Source organism: Ferdinandcohnia jepli (assembly GCF_047246645.1).
Lineage (GTDB): Bacteria > Bacillota > Bacilli > Bacillales > Bacillaceae_L > Ferdinandcohnia.
The window spans coordinates 27,713-46,887 of sequence record NZ_JBFOKR010000003.1 but is presented as its reverse complement, the minus strand read 5'-3'; the positions used below and the strand labels follow the sequence as shown (position 1 = coordinate 46,887).

At 36.6% G+C, this 19,175-nt stretch carries 19 protein-coding genes and 2 riboswitches; of the genes, 6 read left to right on the top strand and 13 right to left on the bottom strand.

The features are described 5' to 3' along the window. Nucleotides 1-152 precede the first annotated feature (152 nt). Complete coding sequence (locus AB3M96_RS03780) at nucleotides 153-1,661, top strand: ATP-binding protein (RefSeq protein ID WP_412966241.1); 1,509 nt, start codon at nucleotides 153-155, stop codon at nucleotides 1,659-1,661. Nucleotides 1,662-1,768: 107 nt separating this feature from the next. On the opposite strand, the gene AB3M96_RS03775 is transcribed toward AB3M96_RS03780, so the two are convergent. Then, nucleotides 1,769-2,716 carry an aldo/keto reductase family protein gene (locus AB3M96_RS03775; RefSeq protein ID WP_412966240.1) on the bottom strand — a complete coding sequence of 316 codons (948 nt, stop codon included), beginning with the start codon at nucleotides 2,714-2,716 and terminating at the stop codon, nucleotides 1,769-1,771. Nucleotides 2,717-2,995: 279 nt separating this feature from the next. Between AB3M96_RS03775 and AB3M96_RS03770 the strand changes: the two genes are divergently transcribed. Continuing rightward, on the top strand, nucleotides 2,996-4,231 hold the full coding sequence (locus AB3M96_RS03770) for an MFS transporter (protein WP_412966239.1): 1,236 nt from the start codon (nucleotides 2,996-2,998) through the stop codon (nucleotides 4,229-4,231). Nucleotides 4,232-4,478: 247 nt separating this feature from the next. Continuing rightward, nucleotides 4,479-4,811, top strand: coding sequence for a hypothetical protein (locus AB3M96_RS03765; RefSeq protein WP_412966238.1), 333 nt, complete (start codon nucleotides 4,479-4,481; stop codon nucleotides 4,809-4,811). A 204-nt stretch (nucleotides 4,812-5,015) separates the two neighbouring features. Here the strand turns inward: AB3M96_RS03765 and AB3M96_RS03760 are convergent, their stop codons facing one another. From AB3M96_RS03760 to AB3M96_RS03710, 11 genes are all read right to left on the bottom strand, one after another. Then, nucleotides 5,016-5,315 carry a ferredoxin family protein gene (locus AB3M96_RS03760; RefSeq protein ID WP_412966237.1) on the bottom strand — a complete coding sequence of 100 codons (300 nt, stop codon included), beginning with the start codon at nucleotides 5,313-5,315 and terminating at the stop codon, nucleotides 5,016-5,018. Beyond that, a complete protein-coding gene (locus AB3M96_RS03755) occupies nucleotides 5,297-6,592 on the bottom strand; it encodes an FAD-dependent oxidoreductase (protein WP_412966236.1) in 1,296 nt (431 codons plus the stop codon). Before AB3M96_RS03755 ends, AB3M96_RS03760 begins: the two co-directional genes overlap by 19 nt. After that, the gene (locus AB3M96_RS03750; protein ID WP_412966235.1) at nucleotides 6,585-7,613 is read right to left on the bottom strand and encodes an electron transfer flavoprotein subunit alpha/FixB family protein; all 1,029 of its coding nucleotides are present in this window, start codon (nucleotides 7,611-7,613) and stop codon (nucleotides 6,585-6,587) included. Before AB3M96_RS03750 ends, AB3M96_RS03755 begins: the two co-directional genes overlap by 8 nt. Before the next feature lie 12 nt (nucleotides 7,614-7,625). Then, nucleotides 7,626-8,441 (bottom strand): electron transfer flavoprotein subunit beta/FixA family protein, encoded by an 816-nt coding sequence (locus AB3M96_RS03745; RefSeq protein ID WP_412966234.1) that lies wholly within the window; start codon nucleotides 8,439-8,441, stop codon nucleotides 7,626-7,628. Between the two features lie 315 nt (nucleotides 8,442-8,756). Continuing rightward, a complete protein-coding gene (locus AB3M96_RS03740) occupies nucleotides 8,757-9,014 on the bottom strand; it encodes an aspartyl-phosphate phosphatase Spo0E family protein (protein WP_412966233.1) in 258 nt (85 codons plus the stop codon). A 308-nt stretch (nucleotides 9,015-9,322) separates the two neighbouring features. Further along, a complete protein-coding gene (gene cbpA / locus AB3M96_RS03735; protein WP_412966232.1) occupies nucleotides 9,323-9,952 on the bottom strand; it encodes a cyclic di-AMP binding protein CbpA in 630 nt (209 codons plus the stop codon). Nucleotides 9,953-10,131: 179 nt separating this feature from the next. Beyond that, nucleotides 10,132-10,677 (bottom strand): 1,2-dihydroxy-3-keto-5-methylthiopentene dioxygenase, encoded by a 546-nt coding sequence (locus AB3M96_RS03730; RefSeq protein WP_412966231.1) that lies wholly within the window; start codon nucleotides 10,675-10,677, stop codon nucleotides 10,132-10,134. 40 nt (nucleotides 10,678-10,717) lie between these two features. After that, nucleotides 10,718-11,344: a methylthioribulose 1-phosphate dehydratase gene (locus tag AB3M96_RS03725; RefSeq protein WP_412966230.1), complete on the bottom strand. Its 627-nt coding sequence runs from the start codon at nucleotides 11,342-11,344 to the stop codon at nucleotides 10,718-10,720. Then, on the bottom strand, nucleotides 11,344-12,000 hold the full coding sequence (locus AB3M96_RS03720) for a 2-hydroxy-3-keto-5-methylthiopentenyl-1-phosphate phosphatase (protein ID WP_412966229.1): 657 nt from the start codon (nucleotides 11,998-12,000) through the stop codon (nucleotides 11,344-11,346). Before AB3M96_RS03720 ends, AB3M96_RS03725 begins: the two co-directional genes overlap by 1 nt. Nucleotides 12,001-12,002: 2 nt before the next feature. After that, nucleotides 12,003-13,238: a 2,3-diketo-5-methylthiopentyl-1-phosphate enolase gene (gene mtnW / locus AB3M96_RS03715; RefSeq protein ID WP_412966228.1), complete on the bottom strand. Its 1,236-nt coding sequence runs from the start codon at nucleotides 13,236-13,238 to the stop codon at nucleotides 12,003-12,005. 79 nt (nucleotides 13,239-13,317) lie between these two features. Then, nucleotides 13,318-13,425, bottom strand: a riboswitch (SAM riboswitch). Nucleotides 13,426-13,528: 103 nt separating this feature from the next. Then, nucleotides 13,529-14,701: a pyridoxal phosphate-dependent aminotransferase gene (locus AB3M96_RS03710; RefSeq protein WP_412966227.1), complete on the bottom strand. Its 1,173-nt coding sequence runs from the start codon at nucleotides 14,699-14,701 to the stop codon at nucleotides 13,529-13,531. Nucleotides 14,702-14,734: 33 nt separating this feature from the next. On the opposite strand from AB3M96_RS03710, the gene AB3M96_RS03705 reads away from it, so the two are divergent. The 3 genes from AB3M96_RS03705 to mtnA all read left to right on the top strand — a co-directional run bounded on the left by AB3M96_RS03705 (nucleotide 14,735) and on the right by mtnA (nucleotide 18,248). Beyond that, nucleotides 14,735-15,586, top strand: coding sequence for a carbon-nitrogen family hydrolase (locus AB3M96_RS03705; RefSeq protein WP_412966501.1), 852 nt, complete (start codon nucleotides 14,735-14,737; stop codon nucleotides 15,584-15,586). 143 nt (nucleotides 15,587-15,729) lie between these two features. Continuing rightward, nucleotides 15,730-15,886, top strand: a riboswitch (SAM riboswitch). A 107-nt stretch (nucleotides 15,887-15,993) separates the two neighbouring features. Further along, nucleotides 15,994-17,187, top strand: coding sequence for an S-methyl-5-thioribose kinase (mtnK, locus tag AB3M96_RS03700; protein ID WP_412966226.1), 1,194 nt, complete (start codon nucleotides 15,994-15,996; stop codon nucleotides 17,185-17,187). 11 nt (nucleotides 17,188-17,198) lie between these two features. Continuing rightward, nucleotides 17,199-18,248 (top strand): S-methyl-5-thioribose-1-phosphate isomerase, encoded by a 1,050-nt coding sequence (mtnA, locus tag AB3M96_RS03695; RefSeq protein WP_412966225.1) that lies wholly within the window; start codon nucleotides 17,199-17,201, stop codon nucleotides 18,246-18,248. Nucleotides 18,249-18,549: 301 nt separating this feature from the next. On the opposite strand, the gene AB3M96_RS03690 is transcribed toward mtnA, so the two are convergent. Beyond that, nucleotides 18,550-19,134 (bottom strand): DUF2087 domain-containing protein, encoded by a 585-nt coding sequence (locus AB3M96_RS03690; protein ID WP_412966224.1) that lies wholly within the window; start codon nucleotides 19,132-19,134, stop codon nucleotides 18,550-18,552. Nucleotides 19,135-19,175: the final 41 nt, after the last annotated feature.

The following is a 19,175-nucleotide window of genomic DNA, read 5'->3' as shown; positions in this document are numbered from 1 at the left end:
CATTCCCTCCTTAAAATTAACTATTTTACCGTAAACAAATTGTGGATGTAGGTCAACTCTATTTTACCATTGTACAGAAAAAACGACATATTCTCCTTTTTCTACCGTTTTGTTATAATAAATTCATTCGATTGTCGGTAAGGAGATTACAAGTGAAAATTAAATCACTAGCAACGAAAGACATATATATTTATATCCTTTTAGTAATTTTACCAACGCTTTTAAGTACAATTGGTTTTATTAGAATACATAACGAGTACACCCAAAGGGCTCATGCAGAGGAAATAAGTGATATTGTTACCTTTCATAAAAACTACCTTGATAGTTTTATGGGTGAGACTATCGCAAGTGCTGAGACTCTTAGTCTTGTTTTACAGAGCAAAAACCATGAAGATGAAATAAAAAGTTTGCTTACTACGATACAAGGAAAAGATAAACGATATTCAGGGCTTCATTTGGCAAATCTTAATGGAGACATTCTTGTTACCTCCCTGAACTTAAAGAACAAGGTAAATGTTTATGAAAGGGAGTATTTCCAACAGGTACTTCAGACAAAAGAAACAAGAGTTTCAACGGCACATACAGGGGGAATAACAGGACGATATATTGTTACGATTGCAACTCCAATTTTGAACGATTCCGATCTTAATGGCGTTTTACTTGTTAGTATCCGATTAGACTACTTAGAGAACATTATTAAAGTCTTAACACCGGATAATCTTATCAGAGTTTCCGATTCAGATAATGAGTTGCTGATAAGTACCAATAATGATTTCAATGATATTGAAGCTCCAATTATTCGAAGTAGACTTGAAAATGTAGATTGGACTATTGAAGGAAAGGCTATTATAGATACAAAAGATCGTAGAATATTTTTTATAAACTCTGGCTTGTTTTTTATTCTAGTGTTGATATTTACCCATATTTTATTTCTCTTAATTAAGTATATGATGCTTAAAAGGCAAGCACGAAAAGAACGAGCAGAGAATGAAACACAAAAACTTGAATTAGTTGGGACATTAGCTGCCAGTACAGCACATGAAATAAAAAACCCTCTTACAGGAATAAAGGGACTAATACAGCTATTAAGTGAAAGACATAAAGATCCATCTGACCAATTTTATTTTTCTGTTATTCAACAGGAGATTACTAGGATAAATGATATTGTAAATGAGTTTTTAATCTTAGGTAAACCAACAGCCGATATAGTAAACTCTTTTGACGTTACCAGAGTTATCAAAGACCTGGAACCAATTATTCAATCTGAAGCAAATCATTATAACGTAGAATTTAATGTACAGCTTTCAAACCCTGTTTATATTACTTGTGTAAAAGACCATATTAAACAACTCGTGTTAAACATTTCTAAAAACGCAATCGAATCTATGGAAAATAAGGGTGGTTCATTAAGAATAGTATTATCTCAAGATACAACTGATTGTGTTATCGAGTTTATTGATACCGGTATGGGAATACCTAAACGTCAGTTATCGAAACTATTCACTCCTTTTTATACAAATAAAGAAACAGGAACTGGGTTGGGCTTAGTTATTTGCAAACGAATTGTTGATATGTACAACGGATCTATAGCAATAGATAGTAAAGAGGGACAAGGTACAATCGTACAGGTGAAGTTTCCGAAGAGTAATACTGAAGATTAAAATTCACCCCCAGAGTTAGATTGCAACTCTGGGGGTGATTATTTTATATTCACTAGCTATGTCTTACTTTTAATATCCCATAAGGACACGAAGCAACGTTTTTATTATCAAATGGTTAATATTTCTTCTACTCTTTTAATCTCATCAAAGCCTAGTATAATTTCAGATGCTTTTACATTTGCTTCAATTTGCTCAGGATTAGATGCACCAACCAGTGTACTGGCTACATTATGTTGTCTTAATATCCAGGATAACGCTAATTCAGGTAAAGTTATACCAATCTCTTGTGCGAGTTCTTCGAGTCGATCTAATTTCGTTAACACTATATCATTTATAATTTTCTTAACCCACCCGTTAACCTGTTCATTTGCTCCTCTACTGCCCGTTGGGATGGTACCACCTTTATATTTTCCGGTAAGTACTCCTTGCGCTAATGGCGAAAATACCACCTGAGAAATACCATTTTTCTCACAAACAGGTATAATTTCATCCTCAATGTCACGATGAAACATATTATATTGTGGTTGGTTAACTATAATTCTATCTAAAAGATATTTATCAGCAATTGTTACGGCTTCCTGAATTTGAGCAGCAGACCATTCACTTACACCAGCATATAATATCTTACCTTGTCTAATTAAATCATCAATTGCTCGTAAGGTTTCATCTACTGGAGTGTCATGATCATAACGATGACAATAGAACACATCTACATAATCAAGGTTCATTCTCTGAAGACTAGCATGGACTTGTTCCATGATATGTTTTCTTGAAAGCCCTCGATCATTTGGTCCATCGCCCATTGGCCAGTATGCTTTTGTTGTAATGACATAAGATGTTCGTGGAAATTCTTTTAACGCATTAGCCAGAATCCGTTCTCCTTCTCCCCTTTCATACACATTTGCTGAATCAAAAAAATTAACGCCTAACTCGTAGGCTTTATGTATCGTTTTCGTTGCATTGCTTTCATCTACAGTTTTCCCAAAAGTTAGCCAGCTTCCTAGACTGATCTCACTGACCTTTAGGCCCGACCTACCCAATCTTCTATACTTCATCTGCTGCTTCCTCCTCTTCAAGAATGCTGTTACACCCTTAAATTTATCAGAAATTTCAAATAAGGTAAAGGTATAGCCCGGGAAATAAATTGTCGAGTTTTGTCTAGAAAACTATTGAATTATAATCATTTATTCCTTTACAAAAATAAGAAAAAGGTTTTTTATAGAGTATATATCAATGGAACTTTTGGGATTAAACGGAACTCACTCAAAAATTTCATAAAGTCTTGTTTGATAAATTGACTTTTTACATCTAATGGCGAACAAAGGAGAATTAAAATGTTAGCAGCTAAAACACAAACACCTACGAGTTCAGCTTCTAATGAACAGAAAACGATTTACGGGATACTTTTCATTATAGGTATTTGCCATATGTTGAATGATTCAATACAGGCAATAATTCCAGCAATGTTTCCTATTTTAGAAAAATCAATGGGCTTAACCTTTACCCAACTTGGCCTCATTTCCTTTGCACTTCAAATCGTTTCCTCAGTTGCCCAACCAGTAGTTGGTTGGTATACAGATAAAAAACCAATGCCCTACGCATTGCCAATTGGTTTAACCTTTACATTTTTTGGTGTAATTGGGTTATCCATTTCGCCAACATTTACTACCATTATTCTCTCTGTTTTATGTATTGGAATTGGTTCAGCAGTATTTCACCCAGAAGGATCAAGAGTAGCTTACATGGCAGCTGGGAGTAGACGCGGATTGGCACAATCAATTTATCAAGTAGGTGGAAACTCCGGGCAAGCACTAGCTCCAGTCATAACCGCTTTAATCCTTGTACCTCTTGGGCAGTTTGGAGCGATTTGGTTTTCATTAGTAGCCGCTCTTGCTGTTGGATTACTTATTTATATAGCACGTTGGTATTCACAAACATTAAAAAAGGTTAATGGAAAGAAGAAAGTAATTCGATCAGCTGAGACAAACTCTCAAAACTCAAAGGCTATTAAGTTAGCATTAATTATTATCGTTTTTATCGTTTTTGCCCGTTCTTGGTATATGTCTAGCATTACAAGCTTTTATTCTTTTTATATTATTGAAAAGTATCAATATTCGATTTCCTTAGCTCAAGTTTATATTTTTCTTTTCTTAGCAACCGGTGCTGTAGGGACATTCTTTGGTGGCCCACTAGCTGATAAGTTTGGCAAACGAAATGTTATATTAGTTTCACTTTTAGGTACTGCACCACTTGCCATTATCTTGCCTTTTGTCGGACCATATATTGCATACGTAATAGTTGCTGTTATTGGATTCATCCTATTGTCTAGTTTTAGTGTAACCGTTGTTTATGCACAAGAACTACTGCCAGGAAAAATAGGAACGATGTCCGGATTAATTGTAGGGCTCGCTTTCGGTATGGGAGCTATCGGTTCAATTGCTATCGGTGCTCTTGCAGATCTCATTGGCCTTACACCAACCATTATATTACTTGGTTTCTTACCAATTTTAGGTTTACTCGCATTCCTTTTACCATCTGATCATAAGCTAAATGAATGGAATAATGCATAAACAGAGAGCAATTGATTTGAGGAATAACTGAAGTAAAGCATTGTGCTAAAATATATTTTCTAACATAAAAGGACGCAAAGCTGCGTCCTTTTTTAAGTTCAGAAAATCTTCATGGCTTTATGAACTTTTTCCGAAAAATCAAAAAATTTATTTCATCACATTAAAAACTTTACATATAATGTATTTATAAAGAAACTGCCATGTCGAAAAGAAAAATAAATTATTTATTTGAAAGGAGTGTTTAAAAATGAATACGTTTCCAAATTTTAGTGAATTTTACCAAAAACCTTTAATACCCATTTCCCAAAAAGATCTGCTCTCTCTTACTGATTATCCTTTTGCAACTCATTGGTTAATTGCAATGGAAGGTTTTGAGTCAAACAACGGAAATACAATAGATCATTGGAAGGTATTTGTCTTTCCATCAAATATAGACGGATATTTTGATTACTGCAAACCCCTTTTCCTCTCAAACCCAATTACATCCATACATTCAGCATTTGAGTTTGCAAGAGAGATAGAAAGCAAATGCAAATGTGACCCTTTCAGTTTACAAACCTCTATCGAAGAAATCGTGTAGAACCCTTCCCTTCTATGCTTTCCCTTTTTTACTCATATTTGTGAAAAAATATACACACTACATATATATTACTAAATCACTTATGGACAAGATATTGAATCGTGTGTTAACCATAACTTGATATGACACTCAGGTAGACTGAACTTATTCAAAAAAAATAAAAGATCCTCCACTACCATGTGAAGGACCTCTTTTAACTAACATTTAAGCAAGCCTAAATACTACCCCATGTCCGCCTTTTGGATACTCCCATTTTATATTTTGATATGGACATCCTATTCGGCAACTGCCACATTCGTGACAGCCTTCATAACCTACATGCATTCTTATGTCTTCCCATTTATACACTTCGGCCGGACAAAAGATCGTGCAAAGCTTATCAGGGCATTGTGTCATACAAACATCGTGATCTAGTACAGTTAAGTGTGATTCTTTTGCTGCCTTAAAACGAACCAAATACTGTTTATCCTCAATGTTTTTTGACATTATTTCATCACCTTCCATGCTCGATACATATCTTTAAAGACGTTAAATCTACCTTTTTCAGATACAACCGATCGGATAATTTCTTTTTGTTTCTCTCGTTTTGGGGTTCCATCTACAGTAAAGAACTTACTCATTGCTTTATTCACCATTGGCAGGTATTCATTGAAATATTGTGGGTATTCTTCGAAGGTATGTGCTGCATCTTTGTATTTCTTTAGGTCTTGACCTATGAAACTATTGTAGATATTTATTCGATATGAATCTAATGCCTCTTCATCAAATTTACCTAATTCTTTAGCACGCATAATGGCTTCTGCGGCCATTTTTCCTGATGCCATCGCCATGTTAGATCCTTCTCGGTGAATGGCATTCACTAGTTGTGCGGCATCTCCAACTACAATTACTCCATTTCCTACTAGTCTAGGTATCGAATTGTAGCCTCCTTCTGGTATCAAGTGAGCTAGGTATTCTACAGGTTCTCCACCATCAACAAAAGGCTTTACCATCGGATGATTCTTCAACTGATCTAATAAGTCATACGGCTTCAATCTCGCTTTTATCATACTTGAGAGCGTAGTTCCTACCCCAATATTTATACTATCTTTATTCGTATAAATAAAAGCTGTTCCTAAATTCCCCTTTGTTGAGTCACCAAAAATTTCAACTGTACAGCCTTGATTATCTTCTAGATTAAATCGCTCATTAATTTTGTCCTTTGGCATATTGATTACTTCCATAACAGTTAATGCCACTTCATTAGGCTTGAATTCTTTATGGAAACCTAACTGCTTCCCTAAAAGTGAGTTAACACCATCTGCAAGTACCACGACATCGGCATAAACGTCACCATCTGGCCGATCTGTTCGAACACCTATTACTCTATCATTTTCTACAATGCACTCAGTTACCACAGTTTCATTGATTAAAAGTGCACCGGCTTCTACTGCCTTATTAGCAAACCATTGATCAAACTTTGCCCGAAGTACTGTGAAATTATTGTAAGGTTCCTTTGCCCATTCTAACCCTTTGTAACCGAATGTTACCATCGACTCTTTCTCCATTACCCAAAAACGCTGTTCAATTACAGGTCTCTCTAATGGGGCTTCCTTCCAAAACTCTGGAATGATTTCCTCCATTTGCTTTCGATACAAAACCCCTCCCATTACGTTTTTAGCCCCAGGATACTCTCCTCTTTCAATGAGTAAAACATTTAAACCATTTTGCGCACACTTATATGCACACGATGTTCCAGCAGGTCCTGCTCCAACAACAATTACATCAAATTTTTCAGACATAGCTTACTTCACCGCCTTTTTGATTACGACTATTTCGAAATTGTTCAATTAGCTTTGGTACGATTTCTAATGCATCTCCGACGATACCATACGTAGCCACATCAAAAATCGGTGCATCCGGGTCCTTATTAATAGCAATAATCATCTCTGAATTCTTCATTCCTACTACATGCTGAATCGCCCCTGATATCCCTATAGCAAAATATAACTTGGGTGTTACAGTTTCACCTGTCTGACCTACTTGATAATCATGTCCTATCCAACCTGCTTCAACAACATCTCTAGATGCGCCAACCGTTCCACCAACTGCTTCTGCCAATTCGTGAATGAGCTTGAATCCTTTTTCATCTCCTAAGCCTTTACCACCAGCTACAATAATATGTGCTTCTGCAAGATTAACCTTCTTCCCAACATCCTTTACAATTTTTAGCACTTTGGTTCTCATATCTTCTTCTCGAAGATCAATCGTTTCTTCAATAACTGTGCCGGTTCTCCCCTTTTCTTGAGGTAATGTCTTCATCACTTTTGGTCTTACAGTTGCCATTTGAGGACGATGTTTTTTACAAAGGATTGTTGCCATAATATTTCCACCAAAGGCTGGTCTACTGGCTTCTAGTAATCTACTTTCCACTTCAACATCTAACATCGTTGTATCTGCGGTTAATCCTGTACTAAGGTCTGTCGCCACCGCACTTGCAAGATCCTTTCCGTTTGGCGTTGCACCATATAAAAATATTTCCGGCTTGTATTTTTCACAAAGCATGTTTACCCCTGTCATGTAAGACTCTGTGCGATAATGTTTTAAAACAGGGTTATCAATTACATAAACCTGATCTGCTCCATACTCGAATAATTTGTAACAAAGGGGTTTAACTTCATCGCCTAATAACACCCCTGATAGTGGCACTTCAAGTTTATCTGCTAATTTTCTACCTGCTCCTAAAAGCTCTAATGCAACATCTTCGATTACTCCCTCATTTTGTTCAATATATACCCAGACACCCCTGTAATCATCAAACATCGTTTATCCCCCCTATTTAACTTCAAATAACTCTTCTCTTTCCATTAGTACATTAAGCAGCTGAGCTACCTGTTCATCAACGGTGCCTTCAATTCTTTTCCCACCTTCAAGCTTTGGAGGGGTAAACATCTTCCCGACAATTGTTGGTGACCCCTTTAGTCCTAATTGTTTTCTATCTACTTCTCCGAGGTCATTAACACTCCAAATAATAGGTTGATATCTTGCAGCACTTATCATATTTGGTAGCGGTGCATATTCAACTTCATTCATCTCTTTTTCAACAGTAAGTAAACATGGTAGTGGGGCTTGTATTAATTCATGTCCGCCAATTATTTTTCTTTTTATAACAACTGTCTTTTCAACGGTATTTACATCAACTATCTCTATAACGTTTGTAATAGGTGGAATATCGAGTCTACGAGCAATACCTGGCCCCACTTGGCCAGTATCACCATCAATCGCATGCTTGCCACAAATAATAAGATCAATTGGTTCTTCTTCAGAGATCTTCTCCAAGGCCTTTGATAAGGCATAACTAGTTGCAAGTGTATCAGCACCTGCAAAAGCTCTGTCTGAAATTAAATATCCTTTATCTGCTCCAATCTCAACACTTTTCTTAATAACTGCCACTGCCTGGGGCGGCCCCATTGATAATACTGATATTTTGGTGTCCACATTTTTCCGTAGATTCGCCGCTGCTTGGACTGCATGGGCATCATATGGATTTAAAATAGCTGGAGCACTTCGACGGTCCAATGTGTTCGTTCTTGGGTTGATCTTAATAATCTTTGTGTCAGGTACCTGCTTAACGCATACGACGATGTGCATATTTCCTCTCACTCCTTAATCCTTTTATTGAAAGCGCTTTAAAACTAATGTTCAGTTATTCACATACAAATTCAGTTTATATTACTTTTATATGTATAGCAGTTTATATTTAGCACAATTTTATGAATATTTAGTGTTTCGACACTCCAACTTGAATATTCTCAACAATCGAATTGACTTTTCACTCACCCATTGTAAATACATTATAAAGAGTCTAAAAAGTTTGTGATTTAAATCACATGAATTGAAATAAAACAGAAGGTTTTTAAAAACAAAAAAAATAACAACCCACTTGAGTGAATTGTTCGATTTTTATTATTGAGTTTTAGCTGGTTTATAGCTAACCTTTTGTAACATAAAAAATAACATTACACGTTTAATATATTGACGGAAAAGTGTATTGTTTTGACTTACAGTTTCGTAGCGTTGATATATATTAATTAGTTCATCAAGTTCCTGACTACACTCTATTGTTTCTTCACTTGTAAACCCAGTACTATTAGCAACTGATATCATTTCTTCTCTTTTTCTATTAATTTGATTTAATAGTAGCTCCTTATATTCAGTTTCCAAAAAATCCCTCTCCTTATCTCCTACTCCTACAACTTATCGTACACCCTATCTACTACTTTCGATGCATCTCGAGTTGCTACTCTATGAATTATTACAAAATCTACTATTTATGTAAATAGATTCGCAAAATTAGACATTTTTTTTGTAAATTTTTTTACAAATTTGTGTACGTAACCGTTTCCATGCCAAATGTCGATTAAATGCAACAACTCCACTTGCCAAGAATCGACATGAATTTTTGTGATAAAAACCAAAAAACCTATGGTCGCAACCATAGGTTTTATCTCTGCATATCATTTTTTCACGAATTATTTAATTCTATCAATATGTGTTACACGGAATTCTTTTTCTTCTAGTTTGTGTTTAATGAATTGAATTCTGTCTTCACTTAGATCGCCAGGTAGATTTAGGATAATTCTGCGAAGGTATTTTTCGCCATTATCTAGTGTTAGCATACCATCTATATTGACATCAGCAATTAATGAAACCAAATCTTTAATAGCTCCCTTGTGCTCAATAGTTGCAATCGTTAATGTATATCCACCCGTTCTCATACCGAATGAATCCTCAAGTACATCCATTACATTTGCATGTGTGATGATTCCAATAAACTCATCTGAAGTATTCAACACTGCAATAAACGGTAAACGACGAATCGTTAAAAACGTCTTAAAGAAAGAATCTTCTTCATATACAAATGCATCCTTGCTTTCTACAAGTGAGGTAATGCTTTCATCTGCTTTTCCATTTTTCTCATATAAATATTCTAAAAGATCTACTTTATAAATTAAACCAGCAAACTTTGTCCCATTTTCCGCTAATACTGGGACAGAACGATAGCCTGTTTCATTAAGAAATTCGTGTGCTTGTTGTACTGTAAAGTTTTCGTCACAATATTTCACTTCTGATTTTGAAACAAAATTGTAGCGAATTTTCATTATTCTCCACTCCTAATCTTGTAGAAAGGATATCCTGCCTACCTTTATTATGCCATATTTGACAAGTATTTCAATGAACAAAAATGTAACATATTTTCATTAAAATGTAAAGAAAATTTCTAATTTTTAGATATAAACAAAGGCCGAATAGATAATCTATTCGACCTTTGTTTTAGCTCTTATTTTGCGTCTGCAAAAGCTGGATCTTGGTAAGGATGTGCAACCCAACCAGCTGGATCAATAAATAATCGTACTGCTACAACTTCACGATCTTCCATTAGAGTAAAGAAATGAGGTGTATCAACTGGTACAGAAATAACATCTCCGGCTTCCAGTTCAACGTCAAAATATCCTGTATCACCACTACCCTTAATAATGAAAATACCGTGACCCGCTACAATTGCACGAACTTCATCTTCTGTATGAACATGTACTTGTTCAAACTTCTTTAATAATTCATCAAGATTAAGTGTAGCATCAGATAATGCAATTACGTCCCACTTGTGATAACCATTTCGCTCTGCTAATGATTTGATTTCTTCTTCATATGTTGTTAATACTTGAGCTTTTTGCTCGTCGTTAATCTTGCAGTTCCCTTGAAGCTCTTGTGGTAGTTTGCTAGTATCCCAATGTTCATATAGTACGCCTTGTTCTTGTAAAAATGCTGCTACCTGCTCTTGACCTTCAAGTCTTTCTCCTGTGTTACGCAATTTAATATTTGCCACTGTTTCTCCACCTCTAATTTTATAGTTTTTATATAACTCCCTACAATTTGACGAGGGATTTTAGCGAAAGTAATTTAATATGGTAACTAAAAAGGAATTCATAGGCTTCCAGGTGTTTTTTTGCTTCAAATGCGTTCTTTGCCCACACCGTTATCCCGTGGTTTCTTATTAGTACGGCCCCAAAATCATTTTTTACATGTTTAGAAAAGTTTTCTGCTAGAGTTGGGATATGTCCATCGTTTGCAATAATCGGAATACGAATTTCAGCATCTTCTTCCCATATCCCTAACGCTTTAATAATTTCTTGCCCTTTAAAAACAACCTCTCCTTGTTCCCAGTAAAGTTCAGAGATCACATTATTATCGACTGTATGTACATGTAAACTGCAACCGGCAGTGGTTTGGTTATATATCTTTACATGTAATAACGTTTCAGCCGAAGGTTTTTGTTGAGTTGGGGTTGCCGGATATCCATTATCATCTACTAAGAGGAAATCTTCATCTGTTCTCTTTTTCTTATCCTTCCCACTTGCCGTAACAAGAAAGGTTCCTGGATTATCAGATACTTTAATTGCAAGATTACCACTTGTTCCCATAAACCAATCACGTTTTGCTAGTTCGTCCTTAATATCTGCTAGTTCATCCCATTGTTTAATATAAAGTCTCATTACCTCACCTCCACTTTTTCCAAGACATTAATTACATCAAAAAAAGTTTCGAAAGGAGCATATTTAAGACCTAACTCGGTGCATTTTTCAACTAAGAAATCTCTAGCAATAACTTTATCTGCAAGCTTCGCAGCTTGAAGATCAGTTATCGAATCCCCAATTACAATTTTATAGTCGTCTGAACCTGCAAGGCTACGAATCAGAGTCGGTTTACAGCAGCCACATTGATTTGAACATTCAGTATCACATGTATATGGCCATAGAATTCTGATTCTCTCGCCACTAAAGTCAGATTTATTACAGTAGATATTTTCTAACGGTACGAGTCCTTCTAAGAGTGGCTCAACAAAGAAATCGATTCCTCCACTTACCACATAAAGCTGAATACCTTGCTTCTGAGTGAACTCTACAAACTCCTTAAATCCTTCTCGAATAACAGCGTGTTGTGTAATATAGTCTGTTATTTCTTCTTTCCAGTCAGAAGGTAATAATGAGAACAATTGACTTACCCCAACTTGAATAGGAATTTCCTGTGAAAGAATTTGATCCTTAATTCCTACCCATTCTGGTGGCGCAAACTTTTTCATGATTGCTATAATGTTATCTGTATTAGTTATCGTGCCGTCAAAGTCACAAAATAGGATTGGTTTTTTCATATCTATACCTCTTTATATCCCCATAATTCGATTGCCTTTTTTAATTCAGGGCTTTTTGTTGCATATTCAACTAGTGTTGTGCCGGTTAATCCTGCTTCAACTGCTGCTCGAAATGCTTTTCCGCCACCAATCGCACCATCTGGATGACCATGTACTCCTCCACCAGCATTTATAATACTGTTTATTCCAAAATCGCGAAGCAGCAATGGTACTAATCCTGGATGAATACCAGCTGAAGGTACTGGAAATACTGTTTTCATCTGATCATCGCTTTTTGTTAATTCATGAGCGATCTCTAATGTCTGGTCTCTTTCAAGCGCAACACTTCCATATGGTGATGGAAATAACACAAGGTCCGCTCCTGCATATCGTAAAAGTTTTCCAAGTAGCAACGGATTAGAAACGCCATAAAACTCTGAAGGTGTGAGCGCGCCACTAAATGCTGGGTGTGCCATAATTGGGACTGTTATTTCCGGGTCCTCTGCAAGACTTTGCAACACATCAAGTCCGTATGCAAAGACATTAAACAAAAGTAGATCAGCGCCTAGATCCACCGCTTTCTTTGCTTTTTCTTTTAATCCAAAAGTTTTACCTGTCAGGTTTACAGCATAAAGAGAACGATGACCAATTTCAGAATATACTTCATCAAGAACCTTTTTTCCCTCCGTTATTCTTTCCTCGAATGGAGTAAGTGGATTATCAAATAATATTTCATCATCCTTAATGATATCGACTCCACCAAGTGCTTGCTCACGAAGTTGCGCTTTTAGATATTCAATATCTCGGCCAATTACACCTTTAAAAATACTCATTACTAGAGGTCTGTCGTAGACTCCCAGTTTTTCTCTAATTCCTTCTAGCCCAAATTTAGGACCTGGAAAAAATGACTTTATATCTTCTGAAAACTCCAAGTCTAGTAGTTTAATTTCTCCGTCCAGACTGAGTTTTCCAAAGACAGTTGTTAAAATAGCTGGTAAATCAGGACTAAAATTCATTGATGGGTAGGCTATTTTAATGATGCCTTTCTTAACTGTTTTACCTAAATATGTACTAGCATTTGGATCTTCATCGAATTGTTCAATACTAACTACTCTACCCTTATGTTTTAATAGCTGCTCTTGTTCTAACTGAGGTAAATCAGTCCAAGAACCTACTGTTAATCCAAGTGCGATACCTTCTGCTTTTTTCTCTAAATTACCAGAGTCATGAACTAAATATTTGGCAATAATTTCATTCATGTTGATACCTCATTTCTGTAAAAATCAGTGTCAAATAAACAAAAAACCCCTTCATAAGAAGAGGTTAACTAGTAACATCTCCTTATCTCTCAGCTAATAAAGCTGCAAGAATTAGCACCGTGCTTATACGCATAAGTCGGTTGCCGGGCTTCATAGGGCTAGTCCCTCCACCTGCTCTTGATAAGAAAATATAATCTATAAATTTTTAAAATTTAAATTACGAAACGGAATGTAATTTGGATTATGACAGGAATACTTTTTCTTGTCAAATATTTTTTGGAAGAAAAAAATCAGAACAAGTTGAGCTTTTTAATTCGATTTGCAGCCTCGACTAATCGAGCCTCGTCCGTCAGTAAACCAACACGTACATATCCATCACCGTATGAGCCAAAACCAATCCCAGGAGCAACTGCAACATGTGCTTTTTCAAGTAAAAGATCAGCAAAAGTCGCAGATGTATACCCTTTTGGTACAGGTAACCAGGCAAAAAACGAACCTGTTGGTGCCTTAACATCCCAGCCAATTTCTTGTAATGATTGAATAAATGTATTTCTTCTAGATTCATATAGTGCTACGAGTTCATCTACACAATCTTGAGATTCAAGCAGAGCAGCAGCTGCTGCCTCCTGTACTGGACTAAATAGGCTAACATACAAATGGTCCTGTAATAAATTGATCGCCTCAATCACACTTGGATTTCCAACCGCAAAACCTATTCGCCATCCAGCCATATTATAAGTTTTAGACAGTGTGTAGATTTCAATTCCAATTTCTTTCGCACCTTCTACTTGTAAAAAGCTAACTGGCTTCTTCCCGTCAAAACCAATTGCTCCATATGCAAAATCATGAACTACACAAATATCATGTTTGTTCGCAAATTCAACAGTCTCCTCAAAGAATTCCTTTGTCGCAGTTGCGCCTGTGGGATTATTTGGGTAATTTAAGAACATAACTTTGGCTTTTTCTAATTGCTCTGGATTAAGCTCCGAATAATCAGGTAAAAAGGCATTATCTTCTTTTAACGGCATATACTCCATAACGCCACGGGCCAGTTCAACACCAGACCAGTAATCTGGATACCCCGGGTCAGGAACAAGCGCAACATCTCCAGGGTTTAAAAGGCATTGTGGAATTTCAACAAGGCCCGCTTTCCCCCCAAATAATATTGCAACCTCTGTCTCGGGATTTAACGTAACTCCATATTCTCGTTCATAAAATTTAGCGGCAGCTTCCTTCAAAAAAGGTTGTCCTCTGAAAGGAGGATACTTATGATAACTTGGATTTTCAGCAGAATTCTGTAATGCTTTTACAATATGTGATGGTGTTGGTTGATCAGGATTACCCTGGCCTAAATTTATTACATCATGGCCATCCGCCACCACCCTGTTGACCTTCCCTACAAGAGAAGCAAAGAACTGTTTTGGTAAGTTCTTAAGTATGTCAGACTGTTGAAAATTTTTCATGGATTCACCTTCTTAAAAATACTTGAAATTCTAGTGACAAATCATATATTGTTAAAAACAAATTGTAAAGTATTATTTTTTCCAGGAGGCCCAACTATGAATCTAAAAATTGCATGTATTCAACTGGACATTGTATTCGGAGATCCGGTCAGTAACCTTAACAATGTTACTAGAGAAATCGAACAAACTATGAAACAACATACCCCTGATGTCATTATTTTACCAGAGCTATGGACAACTGGATATGACCTTACTAGACTAGATGAAATTGCGGATGAAAATGGTGATAAAACAAAGTCATTTATAAAAGATCTTGCAACATCGTACTCAGTAAATATTATTGCAGGCTCTGTTGCTAAAAAAACGGATGATGGTGTTACGAATACAATGTTTGTCGTTAATAGAGAAGGCGAATTAATTGGAGAATATAGTAAACTCCACCTATTTCAACTGATGGATGAACACCTATATTTGCAAGCTGGGGCGAGTAAAGGCCACTTCACACTTGAAAATATCCAGGCTTCCGGCTTGATTTGTTATGATATCAGGTTTCCAGAATGGATTCGTGCACATACTACAGATGGAGCAGAAATTCTGTTTGTAGTAGCCGAATGGCCGCTCCCACGATTAGAGCATTGGAGAGCATTATTGCTAAGCCGGGCTATTGAAAATCAATGTTATGTTGTTGCTTGTAACCGCTCAGGCAGTGATCCAAACAATGTATTTGCTGGTCACTCCATGATTATCGATCCATGGGGTGAAATTATTGTGGAAGCAGGAACAGAACCAACCACTCTTGTTGGTGAGATCAATCTCGCTAAGGTGCAAGAGGTAAGAAAACAAATTCCTATTTTTCAAGACAGACGTCCAGCATTTTACAAATAATTAATCTCGTACTTTAAGAAATGAATTTAGTTAATTGAATCGAAAAAATTTATTGACAATTACATGTCTAGGTTGGTATTATTCACTTCAGTATCAAAAATAAAATTTAATAGTTCAATAATTGCAAAAGCAATTACGTTGATCTCTTATCAAGAGTAGGCAGAGGGATTTGGCCCGATGAAGCCCAGCAACCGACCGTAATACCATCGCAAGGTGGGGCGCATATAATGCGCCGGGGAAACCCGCAAGGCACGGTGCTAATTCCAACAGAAAGTTGTTTCACTTTCTGGCAGATAAGAGGTGCGAAGCCGTGTCTTCAAGCCTCTTTCAAACTGGAAAGAGGCTTTTCTATTTTTTATCACACATAGAAAAGCCTCCATTAACTACGAATCTATGGAGGTATACAAATGGCGATTTCAAAACATTCAATCTATGAACCTTTAACAGAGAGTACAGCAGTTGCACTGGCTGTTCGTCTACGTTTATTTGAAGAAGGGCAAGTATTATCTTGCAGAGAAATTGGAGATGGTAACTTAAATCTTGTTTTCCACATTACCGAGCAAGAAAGTAGCAAAGGAATTATTATCAAACAAGCACTCCCATATGCAAAAGTGGTTGGAGAAAGCTGGCCATTATCGCTCAAGCGCGCAACCATTGAAGCAAACGCACTGCTTGCTGCAGCTGAACATGTGCCTAATCTTGTACCAAAAGTTTTTTACACAGACGAAACTCTTGCAATCACAGTAATGGAGGATCTCTCCTATTTACGGATTTCTAGAGCTGGGTTGATTGAAGGCGAGACATATCCACTTCTCTCAGAGCATATTGGTACATACTTAGCAAAAACGCTTTTCTACACGTCCGATTTTGGTCTTGAGCCAGCAAAGAAAAAACTATTGGTACAGAAATACATTAATCCAGATCTTTGTAAAATTACAGAGGACCTTGTTTTTACAGATCCTTTCTTTGATATTGATACAAATAGCTATGAACCTGAACTTCAACAAGATGTTGAACAGATTTGGGGTGACCAGTCCTTAAAATTCGAGGTTGCAAAACTTAAACAGAAATTTTTAACACAAGCAGATGCATTATTGCATGGTGATCTTCATACAGGCAGTATCTTTGCAAATGAAAATGAAACAAAGGTAATAGATCCAGAGTTTGCCTTTTTCGGCCCATTAGGATTTGATATCGGGCAATTTGTTGCTAATCTATTATTAAATGCAATTTCGAGAGAAGAACAGAAACGTGAGCCTTTGTTTGCTCATATCGAAAAAACCTGGGATGTCTTTTCATCAACCTTTACTCAATTATGGAAAAATGAAGGTGTAGAATTATACCGTGACGTGGATGGCTATCTAGACTATGCAATACAACAAGCCTTTGAAGATGCGATTGGTTTTGCAGGATGTGAAATTATTCGTAGAACGATAGGCTTGGCACATGTAGCAGATTTAGATGGCATAACTGATTTAGACCGAAAAATTGCAGCAAAACAACATGCGTTACGTCTAGGTAAGGAACTGATCCAAAACCGGAAAAATATCGTTCGTCTATCTGAATTAAGAACTTATGTCCGACATACAGAGACAGCGTAAGGAGTGACATCATGAGTTACACAAAAACAGTTCCACAATCTGTGGAATGGAAAGATACTTATATTACCCTATTAGACCAAACAAAGCTGCCGCTTGAAACAGTGTTTATTGACCTCTTTACGATTGAGGATGTTTGGGACAGCATTGTTGCCTTAAAGGTACGAGGTGCACCTGCAATTGGCATTACAGCTGCTTTTGGTTTAGCACTCTCAGCACAAAGTTATGAAATCTGCTCTCTATCTGAATTTAAACTAAAATTGAATGAAGAAAAGGAGTACCTTGCCAGTTCACGCCCAACAGCAGTTAATTTACTTTGGGCAGTTAATCGGTTAGTTGCTAGTATTGAAGATTGCAAGACAGTTAATGAAGCGAAGACTACACTCGTGCATGAAGCAATTCAAATCCAAGTCGAGGATGAAGAGGTTTGTCGTCAAATCGGTGAGCATGCACTTTCCCTCTTTAATGAGGACTACAAGGTTTTAACTATTTGTAATGCCGGGGCAATCGCAACTGCTAGATATGGAACTGCATTAGCACCCTTCCACCTTGCTGCACAAAAAAATATCAATCTAAAAGTATATGCATCGGAGACAAGACCTGTTTTACAAGGTGCTCGGTTAACTACATGGGAACTCCTGCAATCTGGTGTTGATGTAACACTTATTACGGATAACATGGCTGCACATACTATTGCTGCAAAGGGAATTGATGCTATTATCGTAGGTGCCGACCGAATCACTGCAAACGGAGATACAGCAAATAAGATTGGAACATACAATCTTGCGTTACTTGCTAAGGCGTTTTGCATTCCGTTTTATGTTGCAGCACCTCGATCTACGTTCGATATTTCCCTTCAAACAGGAAAAGAAATACCGATTGAAGAGAGAAATCCTGATGAAGTTACTCATATTGCTGGTATTCGCGTTGCCCCTGAAGGAGTTCAGGTTTATAATCCCGCCTTTGATGTAACACCCAATGAGTTAATTACTGCTATCATCACAGAAGATGGGATCCTGCAAGGGGATTTAGAAGCCGAGATTAGAAGGATATTTGGAGAATAAGAATTTAAGGAGCTCTTCGGAATAAGTATTCCTGGGGCTTTTGTTTTTTCCGGGGTAATTCTTCGAAAAAATAAACTAAATTATTGAGACCCCACTTCAGAATAAGATGTTCACTTACAATGGAGTTAATGTCGAACTTTTCGTTTGTGATTCAGTGGTAATCTGTCCTTCATTAGCGGTATGAGAGACATTTCCTTCTATTTCTGAATTGATTTGTCCTTCATCATCACTATAAAAGACATACCCTTTGAGTTAGTCCTTCATCAATATAAAAGAGGGAGACTCACTAGTCCCCCCTCTCTTACAATGATTCAATTTTAGCCCACATCTCTGGTGGATTAACTTCATATATACCATTTTCACGGTACATGTAATGATTCATAATAAATTCTCTACGAATGGTTGCGTAGTCTTCATGGAACTTTTTTATGTACTCATTTAGTTCTTTTTCTTCATACTTTTTTCCAATTTGAAGGCCTTTCACAATGTGCTCCAGTACAATTAATCGTTTCTTGCGCTGTGCCGGTATATTTTTGAGTCTTCCATCCTTCGTAATGAAATTATGTAAGACGATTTGTTTTTCTTCCAACTTTGAATCCTCTGAAATGGTTTCATCGCCAAAAATAACATCTGTGATTGCTTTGGTTTGTTGTTTCAGCATGTTTTCATTCAAACTAAAATAGATGGTGTTTTTTTCTCTTTTTTGTGTAATTAGGTTAATTTCTCTAAGTTTTGTGATGTGATGAGTAATTGTTGGTGGCGATACTCCTAATTTTCCTGCTAGTGCTTGCCCGTGAAGTGGCCCTTTTGCAAGTAACACTAACATTCGGATACGTGTTGGGTCACCCATCACTTTATGAAAATCTACTAATTTATTTAATTGCATGTGTACACCTCTTTCAGTATCCAACTAATTAGATAATAATC

What these genes read in the sequence shown, in the direction of transcription:
- AB3M96_RS03750 (WP_412966235.1), bottom strand. Translation starts at nt 7,613, where the DNA reads ATGTTTGATGATTACAGGGGTGTCTGGGTATATATTGAACAAAATGAG.
- AB3M96_RS03775 (WP_412966240.1), bottom strand. Translation starts at nt 2,716, where the DNA reads ATGAAGTATAGAAGATTGGGTAGGTCGGGCCTAAAGGTCAGTGAGATC.
- AB3M96_RS03720 (WP_412966229.1), bottom strand. Translation starts at nt 12,000, where the DNA reads ATGAAAAAACCAATCCTATTTTGTGACTTTGACGGCACGATAACTAAT.
- mtnW (WP_412966228.1), bottom strand. Translation starts at nt 13,238, where the DNA reads ATGAATGAAATTATTGCCAAATATTTAGTTCATGACTCTGGTAATTTA.
- AB3M96_RS03690 (WP_412966224.1), bottom strand. Translation starts at nt 19,134, where the DNA reads ATGCAATTAAATAAATTAGTAGATTTTCATAAAGTGATGGGTGACCCA.
- cbpA (WP_412966232.1), bottom strand. Translation starts at nt 9,952, where the DNA reads ATGAAAATTCGCTACAATTTTGTTTCAAAATCAGAAGTGAAATATTGT.
- mtnA (WP_412966225.1), top strand. Translation starts at nt 17,199, where the DNA reads ATGAGTTACACAAAAACAGTTCCACAATCTGTGGAATGGAAAGATACT.
- AB3M96_RS03755 (WP_412966236.1), bottom strand. Translation starts at nt 6,592, where the DNA reads ATGTCTGAAAAATTTGATGTAATTGTTGTTGGAGCAGGACCTGCTGGA.
- mtnK (WP_412966226.1), top strand. Translation starts at nt 15,994, where the DNA reads ATGGCGATTTCAAAACATTCAATCTATGAACCTTTAACAGAGAGTACA.
- AB3M96_RS03765 (WP_412966238.1), top strand. Translation starts at nt 4,479, where the DNA reads ATGAATACGTTTCCAAATTTTAGTGAATTTTACCAAAAACCTTTAATA.
- AB3M96_RS03760 (WP_412966237.1), bottom strand. Translation starts at nt 5,315, where the DNA reads ATGGAAGGTGATGAAATAATGTCAAAAAACATTGAGGATAAACAGTAT.
- AB3M96_RS03725 (WP_412966230.1), bottom strand. Translation starts at nt 11,344, where the DNA reads ATGAGACTTTATATTAAACAATGGGATGAACTAGCAGATATTAAGGAC.
- AB3M96_RS03710 (WP_412966227.1), bottom strand. Translation starts at nt 14,701, where the DNA reads ATGAAAAATTTTCAACAGTCTGACATACTTAAGAACTTACCAAAACAG.
- AB3M96_RS03745 (WP_412966234.1), bottom strand. Translation starts at nt 8,441, where the DNA reads ATGCACATCGTCGTATGCGTTAAGCAGGTACCTGACACAAAGATTATT.
- AB3M96_RS03770 (WP_412966239.1), top strand. Translation starts at nt 2,996, where the DNA reads ATGTTAGCAGCTAAAACACAAACACCTACGAGTTCAGCTTCTAATGAA.